This is a genomic window from Rhizobacter sp. Root1221, from assembly GCF_001425785.1.
GTDB lineage: Bacteria > Pseudomonadota > Gammaproteobacteria > Burkholderiales > Burkholderiaceae_C > Rhizobacter.
In genome coordinates this window covers 96,386-112,826 of the sequence record NZ_LMDI01000003.1, presented here as the reverse complement: position 1 = coordinate 112,826, position 16,441 = coordinate 96,386, and the positions used below count along the sequence as shown (strand labels likewise).

The 16,441-nt window shown below is 65.1% G+C and carries 18 protein-coding genes and 1 pseudogene; 9 read left to right on the top strand and 10 right to left on the bottom strand.

Annotated elements, in window-relative coordinates; all coding sequences use genetic code 11:
* Window positions 1-120: 120 nt before the first annotated feature.
* From ASC87_RS03550 to ASC87_RS03540, 3 genes are all read right to left on the bottom strand, one after another.
* Complete coding sequence (locus ASC87_RS03550; RefSeq protein ID WP_056656761.1) at window positions 121-702, bottom strand: DUF1415 domain-containing protein; 582 nt, start codon at window positions 700-702, stop codon at window positions 121-123.
* A 212-nt stretch (window positions 703-914) separates the two neighbouring features.
* Entirely contained in the window at window positions 915-1,409 is a 495-nt protein-coding gene (locus ASC87_RS03545; protein WP_056656758.1) for a DUF1993 domain-containing protein, read from the bottom strand.
* Window positions 1,410-1,458: 49 nt separating this feature from the next.
* The gene (locus ASC87_RS03540; RefSeq protein ID WP_056656970.1) at window positions 1,459-1,785 is read right to left on the bottom strand and encodes a DUF6176 family protein; all 327 of its coding nucleotides are present in this window, start codon (window positions 1,783-1,785) and stop codon (window positions 1,459-1,461) included.
* 62 nt (window positions 1,786-1,847) lie between these two features.
* Between ASC87_RS03540 and ASC87_RS03535 the strand changes: the two genes are divergently transcribed.
* From ASC87_RS03535 to ASC87_RS31545, 8 genes are all read left to right on the top strand, one after another.
* The gene (locus ASC87_RS03535) at window positions 1,848-2,360 is read left to right on the top strand and encodes a M48 family metallopeptidase (protein ID WP_056656966.1); all 513 of its coding nucleotides are present in this window, start codon (window positions 1,848-1,850) and stop codon (window positions 2,358-2,360) included.
* Window positions 2,361-2,403: 43 nt separating this feature from the next.
* On the top strand, window positions 2,404-3,183 hold the full coding sequence (locus ASC87_RS03530; protein ID WP_056656755.1) for a hypothetical protein: 780 nt from the start codon (window positions 2,404-2,406) through the stop codon (window positions 3,181-3,183).
* Window positions 3,184-3,338: 155 nt separating this feature from the next.
* Window positions 3,339-5,540, top strand: coding sequence for a type I secretion system permease/ATPase (locus ASC87_RS03525; protein ID WP_369820731.1), 2,202 nt, complete (start codon window positions 3,339-3,341; stop codon window positions 5,538-5,540).
* On the top strand, window positions 5,537-6,970 hold the full coding sequence (locus ASC87_RS03520) for an HlyD family type I secretion periplasmic adaptor subunit (RefSeq protein ID WP_056656749.1): 1,434 nt from the start codon (window positions 5,537-5,539) through the stop codon (window positions 6,968-6,970). The genes ASC87_RS03525 and ASC87_RS03520 overlap by 4 nt, the downstream gene beginning before the upstream one ends.
* Window positions 6,970-8,187 (top strand): glycosyltransferase family 4 protein, encoded by a 1,218-nt coding sequence (locus ASC87_RS03515; protein WP_056656746.1) that lies wholly within the window; start codon window positions 6,970-6,972, stop codon window positions 8,185-8,187. The genes ASC87_RS03520 and ASC87_RS03515 overlap by 1 nt, the downstream gene beginning before the upstream one ends.
* Window positions 8,188-8,432: 245 nt before the next feature.
* Window positions 8,433-9,347, top strand: coding sequence for a hypothetical protein (locus ASC87_RS31550; protein WP_235582036.1), 915 nt, complete (start codon window positions 8,433-8,435; stop codon window positions 9,345-9,347).
* Between the two features lie 69 nt (window positions 9,348-9,416).
* Window positions 9,417-9,725 (top strand): hypothetical protein, encoded by a 309-nt coding sequence (locus tag ASC87_RS33575; RefSeq protein ID WP_056656743.1) that lies wholly within the window; start codon window positions 9,417-9,419, stop codon window positions 9,723-9,725.
* Between the two features lie 248 nt (window positions 9,726-9,973).
* A complete protein-coding gene (locus ASC87_RS31545) occupies window positions 9,974-10,486 on the top strand; it encodes a hypothetical protein (RefSeq protein ID WP_157603820.1) in 513 nt (170 codons plus the stop codon).
* A gap of 167 nt (window positions 10,487-10,653) precedes the next feature.
* Here ASC87_RS31545 and ASC87_RS03505 read toward each other — a convergent pair whose 3' ends face one another.
* Together ASC87_RS03505 and ASC87_RS33660 are read right to left on the bottom strand one after the other, a co-directional pair.
* Window positions 10,654-10,887 carry a hypothetical protein gene (locus ASC87_RS03505; protein ID WP_056656740.1) on the bottom strand — a complete coding sequence of 78 codons (234 nt, stop codon included), beginning with the start codon at window positions 10,885-10,887 and terminating at the stop codon, window positions 10,654-10,656.
* Between the two features lie 393 nt (window positions 10,888-11,280).
* Window positions 11,281-11,576 (bottom strand): TonB-dependent receptor domain-containing protein (locus ASC87_RS33660; RefSeq protein WP_369820730.1); only part of this gene is annotated, 296 nt, incomplete at its 3' end.
* Between the two features lie 183 nt (window positions 11,577-11,759).
* On the opposite strand from ASC87_RS33660, the gene ASC87_RS03500 reads away from it, so the two are divergent.
* Window positions 11,760-12,314, top strand: coding sequence for an RHS repeat domain-containing protein (locus tag ASC87_RS03500; protein ID WP_235582035.1), 555 nt, complete (start codon window positions 11,760-11,762; stop codon window positions 12,312-12,314).
* Here ASC87_RS03500 and ASC87_RS03495 read toward each other — a convergent pair.
* The 5 genes and pseudogenes from ASC87_RS03495 to ASC87_RS03480 all read right to left on the bottom strand — a co-directional run bounded on the left by ASC87_RS03495 (window position 12,311) and on the right by ASC87_RS03480 (window position 16,430).
* The gene (locus ASC87_RS03495; protein WP_056656734.1) at window positions 12,311-13,090 is read right to left on the bottom strand and encodes a hypothetical protein; all 780 of its coding nucleotides are present in this window, start codon (window positions 13,088-13,090) and stop codon (window positions 12,311-12,313) included. The two genes, ASC87_RS03500 and ASC87_RS03495, sit on opposite strands and share 4 nt — an antisense overlap.
* A 159-nt stretch (window positions 13,091-13,249) precedes the next feature.
* Window positions 13,250-13,375, bottom strand: a pseudogene (locus ASC87_RS32990) (integrase); the annotation flags it as partial.
* Window positions 13,376-13,379: 4 nt separating this feature from the next.
* Window positions 13,380-14,090, bottom strand: a complete 711-nt coding sequence (budA, locus tag ASC87_RS03490) for an acetolactate decarboxylase (RefSeq protein WP_056656731.1) — start codon at window positions 14,088-14,090, stop codon at window positions 13,380-13,382.
* 101 nt (window positions 14,091-14,191) lie between these two features.
* On the bottom strand, window positions 14,192-15,436 hold the full coding sequence (locus tag ASC87_RS03485; RefSeq protein WP_082568355.1) for an ABC transporter substrate-binding protein: 1,245 nt from the start codon (window positions 15,434-15,436) through the stop codon (window positions 14,192-14,194).
* Window positions 15,437-15,833: 397 nt separating this feature from the next.
* The gene (locus ASC87_RS03480; RefSeq protein ID WP_056656725.1) at window positions 15,834-16,430 is read right to left on the bottom strand and encodes a hypothetical protein; all 597 of its coding nucleotides are present in this window, start codon (window positions 16,428-16,430) and stop codon (window positions 15,834-15,836) included.
* Window positions 16,431-16,441 lie beyond the last annotated feature (11 nt).

Below are 16,441 nucleotides of genomic sequence, written 5' to 3'. Positions count from 1 at the left end.
CGTGCGCGGCGCCCGCGAAGTGGCGAAATTCCGCCGCGTGCGCCCAACCGGGCGGCATCTCCCCCGCCAGGGGGATGACCGCGCGCGCCAACCGGGGTGGCTGGCCGTGGCGCGAGCGAATCAGGCTGCGGGTGGGGGCGTGGCTGCGTCGGCCTCGCACCGGGCCTGCAGGGCGGCCAGCTTCTCGGGCCCCAGGGCCTCGAGCGTGCGCATGTTGGTCTCGTAGATCGTTTCGGCCTCGGGGAAGGCATCGGCCGCGCGGTCGACACTTTCCTCGCGCAGCAACTGCAGCGTGGGGTAGGGCGAGCGGTTCGTGGCGTTGGTGATGTCGTCCGGGTTCGTGTCGGCGAACTGGTACTGCGGGTGGAACGTGGCCACCTGGAGCACCCCGCCGTACCCCAGCTCTTCCACCGCGGCGTCGGCGGCATCGAGGAAGTCGTTGAACAGCTCGAAGTCGGCCAGCACGTTCGGGTGCACGATCAGCGTGGTGTCCGTCTTGGCCGGGTCGGTCTCGGCCAGGTAGTGCATCTCCGCGCACAGCGTGTCGAGCAGCACCTGCTCGTCCGTGGTGTCGCTGAACACATACCGCACCTGCCCCTTCGCCTGCACCGCCTTCGCGAACGGGCAAAGGTTCAGGCCGATCACGGCACGGTCCACCCAGGCACGGGTGTGGGCGAGGGCGAATTCAGGGGTCACGGACATGGGCAACTCAATCAGATCACGAAAGCCCGATTGTCCCCCGCCGCGGCCCGTCGAGATGAAAAGGGGCAAGCGAGCGAAGCAAGCAACGCCCCGAACCGCGAACGCCAGGAGGAGGCGAGCGAAGCGAAGCCGAAGATCAAGCTACCGCCGAGCCCGGGTCCCCCGGGTGACCGCGGGCGCCCCTTGGGGGCAGGAGCGAAGCGACTGGGGGGCTAATATTTATGAAAGCCGTCGAAGTCGGCCTTGCCGACGGCCAGGCCGCGCTGCCGGAGGATGTGGTACGCCGCTCCCACGTGGAAGAAGAAGTTCGGCAAGGCGTACTGGAACAGGAACGTGTCGGGCGGCAGTGTCACGAGGGCACAGCCCGCCTGGTCGGCAATGGGGGTGTCGCGCGTGAAGGCGGCCGGGGGCAGCAGGCCGATCATCGTGCGCACGCGGGCCATCCGGTCGTGCAGGCCTGCGAACGTGCCGGGGAAGTCGCCGTAAGGCGGCACCGGTTCACCGGCCAGCGGAAAGCAGGCGCGCAGCGCGAAGTTGCAGGCGATTTCCACCTGCACGCCAAACGGCAGCATGCCGGCGACGAGCCGGGCGTCCAGCACCGCCGGGTCGCCTGCGGCCTCGGCGATGTCGAGCAGGCCGCCGAGCTGGCCCAGGTAGCGGTCGAACACCGGCACCGAGGCCGTGTGGCGGTGAGGCGCGTCACGCATCGCGGGCCGCCCGCAGCCAGGTGTGGAGGGACATGGGAACGCTCCAGGATCAGGACGAGAGGTCCACCAGCAGCTCGAGGCGGTTCACCTCGAGCCACGTGGTTCGCTTGAATTCCCGATGATATTGCTCGATGGCCGCCTCGGACCGCGCCGCCACCGCGAAAGCCGCCTGGATGTCGCTGGCGCGCATGTAGTAGACGAGGCTGTCGCCATCGGCGCCCGTCTCGAGGAACACCGATTCCACCGATACCCCTTCGGCGTCGAGCGTGCGCAGTGCATCGGCACGGTGCGCGTGCAGGTGGGCGGCCCAGGCGCGCACCCGGGGCAGGCTGCCGGGCTGCAGGCGAACGCGAGCGCACACGACATCGTCTTTCATCGGCGTCTCCGGAAGCGGCGGTGCCTGCATTGTTGCGCGGCGCGGGCGGTTACGATGTGTCCATGGCCGTCTTGAAGTACCTCTCCGCCTACCCGGCGCCCCTGCAGGCGAAAGTGCAGGCCCTCGTCGACGAGGGCCGCCTTGCGGAAGTGTTGCGCGGCCGGTATGGGGCCGTGCACGACGTGCGCACCGACACCGCCCTGTACGACTACGCGGTGGACCTGAAGAACCGCCACCTGCGCAACGCCCCGCCGCTGGCCAAGGTGGCGTACGACAACAAGCTGAAGGTGATCCAGCATGCCCTCGGCACCCACACCACGGTGTCGCGTGTGCAGGGTACGAAGCTCAAGTCGAAGCGGGAGATCCGCATCGCGAGCCTGTTCAAGCAGACGCCACCCGAATTCCTGAAGATGATCGTGGTGCACGAGCTGGCGCACGTGAAAGAGCGCGACCACGACAAGGCGTTCTACCAGCTGTGCGAGCACATGGAGCCCGCGTACCACCAGATCGAATTCGACCTGCGGATGTACCTCACCCAACTCGATATTTCCGACGAACCGGTCTTCTCCACGTGAATCCCCTGCCTTTCATGTACCGCATCCGGAGCCTGTCCACTCCATGGCATTGACCTCTGCAGGCCAGGTCCTGCTTGCGAGCAGCGCGGTGTTCCTGGGCGCCGCCTACTGGGTGGGGCGGGGCGTTTCGCGGCGCGCAAGCCCAGGGAAGGGGACCAGCACGCTGGTCGTGCTCATCGTCTTTGCGTTGATTGCCTTGTTCGTGCCCTTCAGCTACTGGACCGGACAGGCGCTCTATGCCCTCGCCACCAAGCCCATGTATGACGCTACCGTGGTGGGGCACACCTCGGAGTACCGTGACTATGAGGAAAAGGACTCGCGAGGGCGCACGGTCCGCGGCCAGCGCCTGATGCACACCGCCCAAGTGCGGTTCGTCGGACCGGATGGTGAGCCGCTGGAGTTGCCCAACTCGGTGGCATCGACCGAGGAGCCCGTCGAAGGGGCCCCGCTCAGGGTGGTGTACGCCCCGGGGGACCGGGCGGCCACCGAGCTCAGCGCCCGCAGTGTGGGCCTGTGGCTCGGGGCGAGTGTCATGCTGTTCATCCTCGGCTATTGTCTGTGGGCCACTGTCTGGTATGCGCTGGGCCATCCAATGGCCGGTGTGCAGGCCTTCGGCATGGCCTTTGTGTTCCGGTTCCTCCTGCCGGGCATCACGTTGCTGATGGCGCTGGCCTTGGGTTACTCGGCGCTCAAGTACTTCGTCCTGGGCAACCCGGACGATTTTCCGCTCTGGGTCGCCTGTTTGTGCACCCTGTTCACGGTGGCGCTGCTGCCTCTGCTGGTGCTTCTGTTCACGCCGGGCAAGCGAAAAAAACGCCGGTGAGCCGCCGGACCCAGGGTCACGTCTCGGCGCATTCCGTGGGTAGCGTGCGGAGTGACACGGGGTTGGCGTCGGGAAGTGGGCCGTTGATGCCTTGACGGGCCCGGCTCGGGCAGAATGCGCGCACAAAAGCCAGGAACAGGCGGGGAGCGCAGGACGTGTCGAGTCAATCACTGACCGAGCCCGGAACGGGCCCGGAAGCCGCACCCGTGCCCGCGGGGCACGGTGAGGCCGGGGCGGGGCTCCAAGCCCTTTGTGTCGTGGCCAGGCTGCACCACATCGCGGCCGACCCGGCCCACGTGGCCCACCAGATGGGTTGGCCCCCCAGCCACCAGCCCACGCCACAAGACCTGCTGCTCGCCGCTCGCCACCTGGGCCTGAAGGCCAAGCTCAGCCGCACGTCCGCCGACCGCCTGGGCCTGGCCCCGCTGCCGGCGCTGGCGCTGATGAAGGACGGCCTCGTGGTGGTGCTGGCCCAGTCCGACGGCCAGCGGGTGCTGATGCAGGACCCGAGCGGCCAACTGCAGGGCGGCCGGCCGGTCATCGAACCGTTGGACGTGTTCGTGTCGCAGTGGACCGGCCAGCTGATCCTGGTCACGAGCCGCGCCTCGCTGGCCGGCACGTTGGCCAAGTTCGATTTCAGCTGGTTCATCCCGAGCCTCGTGAAGTACCGGCAGTTGTTCGGCCAGGTGCTGCTCGTGTCGCTCTTCCTGCAGCTGTTCGCGCTCATCAGCCCGCTGTTCTTCCAGGTGGTGATGGACAAGGTGCTGGTGCACCGGGGCGTGTCCACGCTCGACGTGCTGGTGATCGGGCTGGTGGTGGTCGTGTTGTTCGAGAGCGTGCTCACCACGCTGCGCACCTACATCTTCAGCCACACCACGAGCCGCATCGACGTGGAGTTGGGGGCGCGGCTCTTCCGCCACCTGCTGCGGCTGCCGCTGGCCTACTTCCAGGCCCGCCGCGTGGGCGACTCGGTGGCGCGGGTGCGCGAGCTGGAGAACATCCGCGGGTTCCTCACCGGCAACGCGCTGACGCTGGTGCTCGACCTGCTGTTTTCCACCGTGTTCGTGGCGGTGATGCTGTTCTACAGCGTGCCGCTCACGCTGATCGTGCTGCTGAGCCTGCCGCTGTACATCATCCTGAGCCTCACGCTGGTGCCGGTGCTGCGGGCGCGGCTCAACGAGAAGTTCGCGCGCGGCGCCGAGAACCAGGCGCTGCTGGTGGAGTCGGTCACCGGCATCCAGACCGTCAAGGCCAGTGCGCTGGAGCCGGCCATCGCCAAGCGCTGGGACGACCAGCTGGCCGCCTACGTGTCGGCGAGCTTTCGCACCCAGACGCTCGCGAGCTACGGGCACGAAGGCATCAACCTGATCGGCAAGCTCGTGGGTGCGGCCACCCTCTGGTACGGCGCCCACCTGGTGATGGACCAGAAGCTCAGCGTGGGCGAGTTCGTGGCGTTCAACATGTTCGCGCAACGGGTGGCCCAGCCCATCATGCGCATCGCGCAGATGTGGACCGACTTCCAGCAGACCGGCATCTCGATGGCCCGCCTGGGCGACATCCTGAACACCCGCACCGAGGTGCCGCCCACGGCCGCCGCGCAGCTGCCACCGCTCAAGGGCCACATCCAGTTCGACCAGGTGACGTTCCGCTACCGCCCGGAAGCACCGCCCGTGCTGCATTCACTCGGGCTCGACATCCGCGCGGGCGAGGTGATCGGCATCGTGGGCCGTTCAGGTTCGGGCAAGAGCACGCTGACCAAGCTCGTGCAGCGGCTGTATTCGCCGGAGCAGGGGCGTGTGCTGGTGGACGGCATCGACATCAGCCTGATCGACGCGGCGCAGTTGCGCCGGCAGATCGGCGTGGTGCTGCAGGAGAACCTGCTGTTCAACCGCAGCGTGCGAGAGAACATCGCCATCACCGACCCGGCTGCCCCCATCGAGGCGGTGATGCATGCGGCCCGGCTGGCCGGCGCGCACGACTTCATCAGCGAACTGCCCGAGGGGTACGACACCGTGGTGGGCGAGCAGGGCAGCGGGCTGAGCGGTGGCCAACGCCAGCGCATCGCCATCGCCCGCGCGCTGTTCACGAACCCGCGCGTGCTGATCCTCGACGAGGCCACCAGTGCGCTCGACTACGAAAGCGAGGCCATCCTCCAACGCAACATGGCCGGCATCTGCAAGGGCCGCACCGTGATCATCATTGCCCACCGCCTGAGTTCGGTTCGCCAAGCGCACCGCATCGTGGCGATGGACAAGGGGCGCATCGTCGAACAAGGAACCCACGACGAATTGCTCGCCCAACCGAAGGGGCTCTACGCCCACCTGTGGGCCATGCAGGCCGGAGGGGCCGCCACATGACGCAGGCAACCGAGGCGAAGGCATTGCCGCCGCGGCACCCGGCCATCGAGCTGTTCGCGCGATATCGCGACGTCTTCCAGGCGGCCTGGGCAGCGCGCGCCGACCTGGTGGGCCCGCGGCGCCTGAGCGACGAAACGGCGTTCCTGCCGGCGGCGCTGAGCCTGCAGGAAACCCCCGCGCACCCCACCCCGGGGCGCCTGGCGTGGGCGCTTTGCGCGCTGTTTGCCATCGCGCTCGTGTGGGCCTGCGTGGGCAAGATCGACATCGTCGCCGTGGCCTCGGGCCGCATCATCGTCAGCGAACGCACGAAGCTGCTGCAGCCGCTGGAAGCCGGCGTGGTCAAGCGGGTGCTCGTGAAGGACGGCGACGTCGTGCAGGCGGGGCAGGTGCTGGTGGAGCTGGACGCCACCAACGCCAGCGCCGACGGTGCCAGCGTGCAGGAGCAGCTGAGCGCCATGCGGTCGGAGGAGCTTCGCACCACGGCGCTGCTCGCGGCGTTGAGCAGCCGACGTGCGCCTGAACTGCCGCGCGACAAGGACACCACCGCACGCGACCTGGCCCAGATGCAAGCCGAGTGGCGCGACATCAACGGCAAGATCGCCCGCTGGTCGGCCGAGCAGGTGCGCCGCCAGGCCGAGATCGTCACCGCGGGCGAGACGGTGGCGAAGCTCGAAGCCACCTTGCCCATCGCGCGCCAGCGCGAGGCCGATTTCAAGCGGCTGCGCCAGGAGGGGTTCGTGTCGGACCATGCGGGGCAGGACCGGGAGCGCGAACGGGTGGAGCAGGAGCGCGACCTGGCCACGGCACGGGCCCGCCTGGCCGAAGCACGGGCGGCCCTGGCCGAAAGCGACAGCGGGCGCCAGGCCCAGCAGGCCGAGATCGAGCGCACCCTGCGCGACCGGCAGGCCCAGGCCATGTCACGGCGCGAGCAACTGGCCCAGGAGCACAGCAAGACCGACCAGCGCGCCCGGCTGACCCAGCTCGCGGCCCCGGTGGCCGGCACCGTTCAGCAGGTGGCCGTTCATACCGAGGGTGGGGTGGTGACACCGGCCCAGGTGCTGATGGTCATCGTGCCGACGGATGCGCAGGTCACCGCCGAAGTGGTCGTCGACAACAAGGACATCGGCTTCGTCAACGCCGGGCAGGTGGCCACGATCAAGCTCGAGACGTTTCCGTTCACGCGGTACGGGACGATCGACGCGCGGGTGAAGAGCGTGGTGGCGGATGCGGTGAATGACGAGAAGCGGGGGGCGATCTTTCCGGCTGTCCTGCACCTCGAACAGAGCAGCATTCTCGTTGATGGCAAGCGAATCGCGCTCAGCCCGGGCATGAACGTCACGGCCGAGATCAAGACTGGCAAACGGCGGGTGATCGACTACCTGTTCAGCCCGGCGCGCAAGGCGATTGACGAGAGTTTGGGAGAGCGTTGATGCGGCTGTTGGTGATTCACCAGAACTTCCCCGGCCAGTTCGGCCACATGGTCAAGGCCTGGGCGCAGCGGCCAGGGTGGGACGTGCGAGGCATCGGGCGCGAGAGCGCGCCGGGGCTGCCCGGCTTCGACAAGCTCATCCGATACCGGCTGGCCCGCAAGGGCGCGGACAAGCAGCACCCCTACCTGCGCCAGATGGAGGCCGCAACGCTACACGGCCAGGCGGTGGCGCGGGTGCTGCTGCGCTTGAAACAAGGAGGCTTCACCCCGGATGCGATCCTGGCCCATCCCGGGTGGGGCGAGACGCTGTATGCGAAGGACGTGTTCCCCGACGCGCGGCTGGTGCACCTGTGCGAGTGGTACTACAGCGCGGAGGGCGCGGACCTCGGGTTCGATCCGGAGTTTCCGCTGACGTTCGACAATCGGGCGCGCATCCGCACGTGGAATGCGTTGCACACGCTGAACCTGACCAACTGCGACGCAGCGATCAGCCCGACATACTGGCAGCGCAGCCGGCATCCGGAAATCTTCCAGCCCAAGATCACGGCGCAGCACGAAGGCATCGACACCGAGCGGCTGGGGCCGGACGCGAACGCCACGTTCACGACGCCGACCGGGGTGACGTTGAAGGCTGGAGACCCTGTCATTACCTACGTCGCCCGGAACCTGGAGCCATATCGAGGGTTTCATGTGTTCATGCGGGCGCTGGAGAAGATCCAGGCAGCCCACCCGACCTGCCATGCACTGATCGTCGGAGGCAATGACGTCAGCTACGGCAAGCGCCCAACGGATGCAGCGAACTGGCGCGAGCAGATGCTGCGCGAAGTCAAGCTCGATGCCGCTCGCACGCACTTCCTGGGGCGGGTGCCCTACCCGCAGTTCCTGCGGGTCTTGCAGGTGTCGGCGGCACATGTGTATCTCACCTATCCGTTCGTGTTGAGTTGGTCGCTGATGGAGGCGATGGCGTGTGGGGTGCCGATCGTGGGTTCCGATACTGCGCCGGTGAGGGAAGTGATCCGGAATGGGCAGAACGGGCGGCTCGTGGACTTCTTCGAACCACTGGCACTGGAGCGGAATGTCTTGGACATGTTGCGCGATACCAATGAGCATTTGCGGATGCGCGCTCGGGCCAAGGCAGACGCGGCGAAATATACTCAGTCGGCTGGATTGATGCGATACGAACACTTGTTACAAGAGAGAATTGCCTGTGAGAGGTGATAAGTTTTTAGCCAAGCCAGACGACGTCGGCACAGTGCGGAGGCGGCGACGCAATGAGTTGCCGTCGGTCTCTATTTGCGAGCGTTTCGCACATATTTCCATTATGAAAGCGTTCCCTGGGAGCAGAAGAGATAGCTAACTTATGTCCATATGGGCAAGCAACTTTGCCTAGCGATCGCCTTGATCCCACTCTCATGCGTTCGCCTTCAGCAACTACACGAAAATACGTCGATATTAACGGGTGCATGGGCATTTTTCCCCAACCCCCAAAGTTGGAAAAGAAACCGAGAACACAACGCGCATGCTCGTTGTGGACGGTCGTTGCTGACGTGTCGCGCATTGCGCTCTGCTCTGGTGCGCTGGGCTTGACGTCTGGTGTGATGACAGTTCACGCGGCAGAGACGTGGCCTTCCAAGGCAAATCAGTCCACCCTCGCCCGACCGATTGACAAGTCCATGGATATCAGCGTGGGCTGCGCCAGCGGTGGTGACTTGTATTTCGAAATCGGCGAGCACTTGGTTCGGGTAGACCCCGATCGGTGGCTTGTCAGCCCCCGCGCTCTGCTTTCGAGAGCCCCGTCTCAAAGCATTCCAAGGCAGGCTTGCAAAACTGCGCCCTTGCGGGTGGCCGCGCTGCAATTGGCCGGCCCGATGGATCGCAAGCCCGAGCAGATGCGGAACCTGAGACTGTTTGATATTGCCGCCACGCCGGATCACATGCTCGACATGCGAGACGACTTCCGGCCACATGAGTCCACTTGTCGGCGAGGGGCGCACTGGACATATTGCAGTGCCGAGATCAGCATGAGTCTGGCCACGCCTCGCAACGAGGGAATCGATGCCTTTGTCAGCCTGAAGGTTGATTCGGACTTCTATCGCACACCGGTCGGAGGAGTTTTCTTTGTTCCGTCGGGGGGCTCGATAGTAATGCAGGGGAACTTCATTGTTTTCTATCGCTGGGACAAGTCACTCGCGCTCGCAAGCGTCGGCGAGCCTTGTACACGGCCTCCATATGGCCAAGTCCCAGTTTGCAATCCCAGCATTCTCATCGAAGGTGATCGCGACATTCGTCAGTTGGTGCGAGGTCTGCTCGACCCCGAAATGACGCCTGCTCCGAAGGCAGAAAAGCCCGCCACCGCCTCCCCAACCAACAACCGTTGATCCAGGTACACCTAATCTAATGGCAACAGCAAACTATGAGCACTGGTCCGAACTGATGTTGGAAGAAGCGTGTTCTTTTGGTTGCTGATTTTCATGGGGCTTTTCGTTCGATCAGTCGCGATCAATGGCCCTGCCCTTTATCAGTCGAAGTACCTGTTTTTCTCAGTCATTGAAAAACTTGCGGCCCAATTGGCCGCTGGGATTGTCGTTGAAAGCGCTCTTCGCTCATATTCGGCTCTCGATGGCCTTGGAAGAACGCTTGGGCTCGGGCCGGGGATGAACATAACGGCAGAGATCAAGACGGGGCGGCGGCGGGTGATCGACTACCTGCTGCGGCCAATGCACGAGACGATGGACGAGAGCCTTGGGGAGCGATGAGCCCCCGCCCGGGTGCTGAGGGTGCGGACGCACGTATCTCAGCCAAGGTGGTGGGCAACAGGACATCGGTTTCGTCGACGTCGGCCAGATCTCCGCCAGCAAGCTGGAAGCGCTTCAGTTCATGCGGTACGGAACGGCAGATGCGACGACGGTGGCGAGAGTGAGCCCGATGCAGAGATCGTCGAGAAGCGCGGCGCAACTCTTTTAACCCCATATAACCGCGTTGGCTCAAAACGTGGAAAAAAAGTATGAAGCCAATCATCGCGCTGCTTCTGGCAGGACTCTTTTTCCTCTTGCCAGGAAGTATCCTGGTCAGTCGCTATTGGTTAACTCCAACCGAGAGGATGATGAAAAGCGTCCTAGACGGGGGCGATCCGCTGAAATATTTGAGCGCGAAGGACCTGTTGCCGGACGGATCCCGCGCTGAAGGCTGGGTATTGGTGTGCGTACGCGGACCGTTCGAGGGGCTATTTACCGGTTATGCACGAGGTGTCGCAGCTATTTCTAGTGCTTCGTCCTTAGTGGAGGCACTTGCTGAAATCAACGCGGATCTTGGTCGTCAAGACCCAGTGAATGCAGAAGGCGAGTGGGAGATTATATTCGGGTCACGTAATTCGGTGAAGAAGATGGTTATTGATTCTCACCAAGTCGCGTTTCAGACGCCCGTAGAAAAGTGCGTAACCTATGAAGACGCAATTCTGACCAGAGCTTCACTTTCAGGCTACCCATTCGGAACTGGGATCACACTTAAACAAAGGTAATTGTCATGCCGACCACTATGGCCGAAATGAGAGCGCAAGCCGCGGCTTACGCCCAACAGTATGGTATCAGCGGGGGCTGGGCCGCGGACGCGTTTACCCACGCGTATGGAAGCGCTGTGATGAGCCGAGAATGGGGGCCGCGAACCGCGGAACTACTCGGCAATGCATCAGAGTCTTTCTATCGTCGCACGTGGGCCCGCTGAAGCGCCGGCCGCCCGCATGGACATTTGGAACAACGCCGTGGGCCGGAACATCCAAGTCTCAATGACCGTCTTGAACGCAGATTCCAGAGCCTGAAAGTCGAACACGACCTCGTCACCGGACGCCCAGGTGCAAGGACTGGTCAGCGCGATGGCGGGCTTCAACGCGCCGACGTCGGGCATCGCCAGCGCGGCATCCATGCGTCAGGGCTTCCAGTCGACCGACCTCGCGTTCAGTTCGTTGATGTAGAGCTCGAACTTCACCTGCGTGCGCAAGGCCGCAGGTGGTAGACCGCTTGCGGTGAGTTCCAGAGCCGATCGTCATCGACACCTGATCGAGAAGGCCCCCGGTGCCTTGCAACACCGGGGGCCTTTCGGGGGACTTCGGGGGGCAGTGCGACCGTCAGAACTTCGCCTGGGCGCTCAGCTTGTAGGTGCGCGGTGCGCCTTGGATCAGGCGCTCGTCGCTGCCGAGCCAGTAGGCCTTGTCGGCCACGTTGTCGATGTTGAAGCGGAACGTGGTGTCGGTGCCGCCGATGCGGGTGGTGTAGCGGGCACCGAGGTCCATCAGCGCGTAGGCGGGCAGGGTGTAANACGTTGTCGATGTTGAAGCGGAACGTGGTGTCGGTGCCGCCGATGCGGGTGGTGTAGCGGGCACCGAGGTCCATCAGCGCGTAGGCGGGCAGGGTGTAGCGGTTCTGGTTGTCGTGGAACCGCGCGCTGACGTAGCGGCCGCCACCGGTGACCACCAGCGGCAACGAGGGCACGCTGTATTCGACGTAGCCGGTCACCTGGCCCCGCGACGTGCCGGTCACGCGCTTGCCGTCGAGGTCACCCACGCCATCGCCGTCGCCGTCGAGCGTCTTCTTGTTCTTGGCGTCGAGCAGCACGCCGCTGGCGGGGGAGCCGGGGTCAAGTCTTGCGTCTTGCCTGACCCATCAAAACCCCCGACATACTGGGCAATCCTGAAGGCAGGTGCTTCGCCCTGAGGAAGCCAGCTGCCCCCGGACAGTGCCGGGGTCTGGCAGTTGGTCAGCGATGGCGCTCCTGACGCCACCACGAATGCCGTGGAAGTGGCCGCGCCTGCCGACGGTGGCGCGGCGATGAGCCTGGTGGTACGGGTGGTCGGCTCCAACGATGCATGGACCACCATCCCGGGCATGCCGGTGCGCTATGGCGACACGCTGCGCTACCCGTCCAGCGCGCTGCCACCGGGCACCTGCGAGTACCAGCGCACGTCGAGCCTCTGGTATGCGTGGCAAGGCCCGGCCACCACGCGCACCGGTGTCATCACGATCGGTGGATCGAGCGAGCCGGGTTCGGGCAGCAATACCGCCGTGCGCCCAGCCATCGCGCAGACGACCGACCGCTGGGGCAACGTGGTGTCGGTGTCCGACCCCCGCTACGGGGGCTGGAACACCACCTACACCTACAACGCCAACAACCAGCTCACGTCCGAGCACAAGCCGGACGGTGCCGAATCGTTCGTGTACTACGACGCGCTGGGCCACCAGGTGGCCACGCGCGAGGGGCGGACCACCGCAGCGTTGCGCGGAGGCAAGGTGAGCGCTGCTGCGGTAATCCGAATCGATGCCGCATGGCTGGCCGTCGACAGCAGATGCCGCTAGTCTTGGCGGCGAGGGCTGATGTCGTCGAGCGTAATGGGGTCTTGCGCGGCGCGCCGCAGCGCGTCGACAAACGGCCCCTCGAGGGTCGTCGAATCAAACGTGATCTTGCCCATGTCCATGTTGATGAGTGATGCCACGATGAGGCCTCCGATGGCTCCCCCTACCGCGCCCACCGCGGCCGACTGCCCGTAGCTCATGCCGCTCGGAGCACCAAGTCCCATGCTCCGGGCCACGACGGCCCCTGTCGCCCCGGCCACAGCGCCTCCTGCCGCAAAATCCATCAGGCGGAGGTCTTGCGTGACGGGGTCGCGGGTGTAGGTCGACGTCGCGCAATGCGCACTCGCCGGAGGCACTGTGACAGCCGCGGATTCGGCCGAGAGGTACCTGTACACACGCGGCAGCTTCGACGGATCGCGCGGGATCCAGAAACCACCGTCCGCGACGCTCCGGTAGGCCAACGGCATCCTCTTCGCTTCGGCAGGCGCAGTGACGGAAATCCCTCCCGGTGGTGCCCGGAAATAGGTTCCCTCGTCGTCTTCGCGCTCTGCGACGTAGGGACCTCGCTCCAGGCGGGTGATCCAGACGATGCTCAGAAGGCCACGCGTTTCGGTGGACTCCAACGGTGTCGCCAACTGCAGGCAGGTGACCTTCGCCGGCACCGGCAGATCCGACGGGCGGATGGGTACGGCGCACCCGCTGACCAGCAATACCGTCGCCCATGTTGCGACCACTGCCGCCACGCCGGGCCCACGTTTCCCGATGGCGTTGCTTCTCATCTGCTTCTCTCGCTGGACGCATTGTTCATCCCAGGAATTATGGGCAGCGCCTCCCTCGCTTCGACACCGGTTGCTGCGACATATGCACGACAATTTGCCTTGGCCGCCGGCGGCGGACAAGATGGTTGACGCCGGCCAGGCTCGCTTGCTTGATCACTTCTGTACGGCTTCGCGGGTCGCCTGCGTGATTTCGAACTGCGCTGGTCGCTGGTTCTTGTGTTGCGCTACCACGGCGCGAGTTGCCACCTGGTCGCCACGGCAGATGTCCCGGACCTTGATGCTGACGGAGTCAGCGCTTGCCACTCTCCACTTGGTGGAGTTCTACGGAGCGGTCCTTGGTCTGGTCGGCATTGGCAAAGTCGTCATTCGCCGGCAGTTGCACATCGAACTTCCGGACGGATGCGACCGTCACGACCCCGCGGACCAGGCTTCCGGCGAGCACATGGCCGCCATAGTCCTTGCCATCAGAGATGAAGTGCCAGTGCCAACCCGGCACCGAGATGCCTTTCGAGAACGCGGGGCTCCGAAAACCAACCAACGAGCCAGTAACCTCCGCGCGCTTGAACACCACCTGTTCCTTGGCGACCTCGGCCAGCGGGCGGTACGGCCGCACCTGGGGAGCGATCGCACGCGTCGAGACGTTGGTGAACGCGCCGGAGACTCTGACCGCGTAGAACAGGTTCTTGTTCGGCAGTCGTGCGTCGATGGAAGCTTCCAGTTCCGCCAAGGGCCTGGCTGATGCCGGTGACTCGACCACGAACGTGTCTGTCGGCAGGAAGGGAACCACATAGGCCAAGGGCACGCGCTCGCCCGGGTCGGCGACCGTCACCGTGCCATCGGCCTTGACGTGATGCATCGTGCCATCCAGCAGCACCATCTCGCCATGCAGGTGGTTGTATGTTCCCAGTCCGAAGTTGCCCTTGGTCGCCAGTTGCCGGACGGTCAGGTCTCCGTCGTACGCGCCGGCGAGAAGCGCGTCGATCGTGGAATAGACATACAAGACGGGTTCCTGCGCACGTGCCCCGAGTGCCAGCGCGCCAAGAAGGGCGGCTGCGCATGCCCTGCGGATGTGTTTTCGCTTCATGATGGTATTGGTGCGAGTCAGTAGATGAACTGTCCGCCGCCACTGCCGATGATGGTCAGTTCGACGGCGCGGCTTCCACCGTGTGCGGTGTTGGAGAAGCGGACCTTGTAGCCGCCCATGTCGTAGCTGCTCATCGAGTCGAGCGCCTGAACCAGGCCGGCTCGTGTCAAGTTCCTGCCCGCCCGCGTGAGTGCTTCGACCATGACCTTGGCATTGATGTAGCCTTCCAGGGAGGCGCTGGTGAACTTGTCGAAACCCGCGCCGAGGTAGGCTTGCTGGTACTCCCGCACCACGGGGATCGCTGCCCGGTTGGCGCTGGGCATGACCTGGCTGACGATCACGCCGTGGGCCTCACCGCCCAGCTCTCGCAGGGCTCCCACTGGAAGCCCGGCGCTGAGCGAGTACAGCGTCGAGCGCAGGCCCGCCCGCTTGGCGGCCGAGATGAACGCCTTGCTGGACGCCGGGACGGTGATCATGACGACCGCTTGCGGAGCGGCATCTCGCAACTGCGTCGCCGCCGCTTCGGCACCGTCCCCATTGGTCTTCATCGCTACCGCAGCGACCAAGCGGCCAGCCTCGAAGCTGCCGCTCTTCCTGGCGATGATCGATTGCATGGCCTCGTACGCTTCCAGTCCGTACGGCGAGTCGACGTAGACGGTGGCCACGCGCTTGTGTCCGATCGTCGCGAGGTGATCGATGATTGCTTCCAGTTCTTCGGTGTTTCCGGCCCGCACGTACCAGGTGTAGGGGTTGTGTGCTGCGCGCAGCCGAGGGCCGGTGGCCACGGCGGCTACAAGCGGAATTTGCCGAGACGCCGCGACGGTTGAAACCTCGTGCACCGTGCCCGTTCCTGCAAACTGGAACAGCGCGAATGCGCCCTGCCGTTCCAGTTCGTCCACGTTGGCCAATGCCTTCTTCGGATCGTAGGCATCGTCCATGGTGATCACGCGAATCTTTCGGCCATGGACGCCGCCCGATGCGTTGACCTTGCTGAAGTAGGCGTTCGCGCCGTTCGTGAAGTCATTCCCCAGTTCCGCCAGCGCACCGGTGAGGTAGACCGATTGGCCGAGGACGATCTCGCGTGAGCTGACACCCTGGGCGTGTGCCAACGTGGCCAGCAGTGCCGCCGTGCTTGCGACGATGGCTCGACACGCCTTTGAAACGTTCATCGATCTTGATCTCCTGGGATGTGTTGGACAAAGCTCCCCCCACGTGCAGACAGGTCCAACTGCGGAGACCATGGTTTGATCTTGAATGCGCATGTGATGAGGCGTGCAGACTCAGGGACGGACGGACCTGATCAATGGCCTCGCCGAGAGGGACCAGGAGACAGGAACTTGTCGTGCACGGTGCTCGCATTGATCATTCGCCTGCTGACCACGCTCCTGTGCGCGTGCCAGGGTCTGCAAGCATTTCAGCAAACACTTCGTGAAAGAACCATCCCTAGTCCGAGAAGGTGCTTGACTGGATGACTTCTGCCTCACGGCAGTGCAGGGGCGTTGGCTGAAGCGGCGTCAGGCCGTCGAACCGGCGATCGGACATACCGGGCAAGACCACCGCATGCAACGTTGCCGGCTCAATGGCAGCGAAGGGGGCCGCGCTGCAGTAGCCGGGGCGGGCCGGCTCATCCGTGTACGGGACGGCCCTCCGGCCGACGGCTCACGCAGGCGCGCCGAGCGCCACCAGTTCACGCTGCAGGTTGGCCCGCGCCGGCGCCTCCCACAGGGCGGCCAGCGCCGGGGTGCGGTAGATGGCCGGGCGGTCGAGGAACGACCGCAGCACCTTCGTGCGGCCGGCGCGGTAGTCGGCCTCGGGCACCCAGCTGAACTCGGCGCGGATCGCGTCGCGGTAGGTGTCGTACACCGCCGGTGCGGCGCCCAGCACCGAGAGGTCGAAGTCGAGGAAGAGCTGTGTGTCGGTGTCGCCTTCGGCGGCGCGGTGGTGCTGCGTGGCTTCCACCATGCCGGCCACACGCTCCACGTCCACGCCCAGCCAGCCGATCGACATCAGCTCGAACCGCACCACGTCGGCCGAGCAGATCTCGTTGTCGGACCGGTGTGTGTCGTACACGACGTCGTGGTACCAGATGGCCGCCTCCACGTGGGCCGGCTGGCGCACGAGCGCGCGGTGGGTGTCGAGGTGGCGCAGCAGCGCCTGCACGTGCGCGAGCGTGTGGTAGTGGCGGTGCGGTTCGGCGTAGCGGGCCGCGAGGTTGCTGGTCAGCGCGGCGGGGAGGGGGGCGAGGAAATCGTTCATTGGGGCTGGGA

Coding starts and splice junctions, on each gene's coding strand:
- ASC87_RS03550 (WP_056656761.1), bottom strand. CDS start 702: ATGTCCGTGACCCCTGAATTCGCCCTCGCCCACACCCGTGCCTGGGTG.
- ASC87_RS03545 (WP_056656758.1), bottom strand. CDS start 1,409: ATGCGTGACGCGCCTCACCGCCACACGGCCTCGGTGCCGGTGTTCGAC.
- ASC87_RS03540 (WP_056656970.1), bottom strand. CDS start 1,785: ATGAAAGACGATGTCGTGTGCGCTCGCGTTCGCCTGCAGCCCGGCAGC.
- ASC87_RS03535 (WP_056656966.1), top strand. CDS start 1,848: ATGGCCGTCTTGAAGTACCTCTCCGCCTACCCGGCGCCCCTGCAGGCG.
- ASC87_RS03530 (WP_056656755.1), top strand. CDS start 2,404: ATGGCATTGACCTCTGCAGGCCAGGTCCTGCTTGCGAGCAGCGCGGTG.
- ASC87_RS03520 (WP_056656749.1), top strand. CDS start 5,537: ATGACGCAGGCAACCGAGGCGAAGGCATTGCCGCCGCGGCACCCGGCC.
- ASC87_RS03515 (WP_056656746.1), top strand. CDS start 6,970: ATGCGGCTGTTGGTGATTCACCAGAACTTCCCCGGCCAGTTCGGCCAC.
- ASC87_RS31550 (WP_235582036.1), top strand. CDS start 8,433: ATGGGCATTTTTCCCCAACCCCCAAAGTTGGAAAAGAAACCGAGAACA.
- ASC87_RS31545 (WP_157603820.1), top strand. CDS start 9,974: ATGAAGCCAATCATCGCGCTGCTTCTGGCAGGACTCTTTTTCCTCTTG.
- ASC87_RS03505 (WP_056656740.1), bottom strand. CDS start 10,887: ATGGATGCCGCGCTGGCGATGCCCGACGTCGGCGCGTTGAAGCCCGCC.
- ASC87_RS03495 (WP_056656734.1), bottom strand. CDS start 13,090: ATGAGAAGCAACGCCATCGGGAAACGTGGGCCCGGCGTGGCGGCAGTG.
- ASC87_RS03485 (WP_082568355.1), bottom strand. CDS start 15,436: ATGCGCATTCAAGATCAAACCATGGTCTCCGCAGTTGGACCTGTCTGC.
- ASC87_RS03480 (WP_056656725.1), bottom strand. CDS start 16,430: ATGAACGATTTCCTCGCCCCCCTCCCCGCCGCGCTGACCAGCAACCTC.